Source organism: Streptomyces sp. WELS2 (assembly GCF_013870595.1).
Lineage (GTDB): Bacteria > Actinomycetota > Actinomycetes > Streptomycetales > Streptomycetaceae > Streptomyces.
This window is the reverse complement of sequence record NZ_JACBWZ010001259.1, coordinates 1-1,316: the sequence shown is the minus strand read 5'-3', so window position 1 is coordinate 1,316 and position 1,316 is coordinate 1. Positions and strand designations below refer to the sequence as shown.

General features: G+C 75.8%; 1 protein-coding gene and 1 pseudogene. Both read right to left on the bottom strand.

Translation table 11 applies throughout. The features are described 5' to 3' along the window. Positions 1-435 (bottom strand): annotated as a pseudogene (locus H5J33_RS35530) (ABC transporter permease); the annotation flags it as partial. Continuing rightward, complete coding sequence (locus H5J33_RS35525; protein WP_181798760.1) at positions 432-1,292, bottom strand: ABC transporter ATP-binding protein; 861 nt, start codon at positions 1,290-1,292, stop codon at positions 432-434. The gene H5J33_RS35525 and the pseudogene H5J33_RS35530, both read right to left, overlap by 4 nt. Positions 1,293-1,316 lie beyond the last annotated feature (24 nt).

Sequence of the window (1,316 nt, the reverse complement as noted above, 5' to 3'; positions counted from 1 at the left end):
GCCCGGCTTGACCGCCTCCCAGGTGAACTGGGCGATCACCCCCGCGGCGACCAGCAGCGCGAGCGGCACGACGGACAGCGCGTGCGCGGCCGTCCGCTGCCCCCGGGAGAGCGCCAGCACCGCGAAGTGGCGCTCGGTGTCCCGGCGGCGCGAGCGCAGCGCGGCCTGGTTGGCGCACAGCAGCGCGGCCAGGGCGACGAACAGCGGGCCGCCCTGGGTGGCGCGGTCGGCGTCCTGGAGCGCCGGGAACTCGTCCCAGGGCTGGAGGTTGTGCCACACCAGCCAGGCCGTGTAGCCGGCGAGGGCGAGCAGGACGGGCAGGCGCAGCAGCAGCCTGCGGGCCTCGAACAGGGCGAGCGCGAGCACGGCCGCCGTGGGCGCGCCGGACCCGGCCGGGGCGGCCTGCGCCTCCTTCTCCAGTGCGGGCGCGCTCACGCGGTCACCTCCGCGAGCTCGCCGTCGAGGGTGAGCAGATAGCCGTCCTCCAGGGTGGGTTCGAGCAGTTCGGCGCCGGGGGGCGGATCGCCCACGTTGCGGAAGGTGCCCGTACCGGTGCGCCAGCCCGCCTTCGCCCCCGGATCGCGTCCACCGCTGCTCCACACCCGGCCGGCGGCCCGCGCGGTCAGCTCGGCGGGGGTGCCGGCGAACCGGATCCGGCCGCCCGCCATCACCAGGACCCGGTTGCAGAGCATCGCCACGTCCTCGGTCTGGTGGGTGGACAGCAGCACCGTGCGGTCCTCGCCGGCGCGGGCGATCACCTCACGGAAGCGCATGCGCTGTTCCGGGTCGAGGCCGACGGTCGGCTCGTCCAGCACCAGGAAGCCCGGGTCGCCGACGAGCGCGGCGGCCAGCGCGACGCGCTGCCGCATGCCGCCGGACAGCCTCTTGATGCGCTTGCCGCGCACGTCGTCCAGGTCGGCCTCGGCGAGGACGCGGCGCACCTCCCGGTGCCGGGCGGCGCGGTCGGTCAGCTCCTTGAGGATCGCGACGTAGTCCACGAACTCGAAGGGCGTGAAGTCGGGGTGGAAGCCGGGCGTCTGCGGGAGATAGCCCAGGTTCCGGCGCAGTTCCTGACGGCCCCGCGCGGTCGCCGGGTCGTGCCCGAGCACCGTGAAGGCGCCCTTGTCGGCCGGGACGGCGGTGGCCAGCACCCGCAGCAGCGTGGTCTTGCCCGCGCCGTTCGGCCCGAGCAGCCCGGTCACGCCCCGGCCGAGCCTGAGCGACACGTCGTCCAGGGCGCGGGTGCCGCCGTAGCGGAGGGTGAGTCCGGAGGCGGAGACGGTGGTGGTCATGCGGGGCTCCTGCGCGTGGGGGTG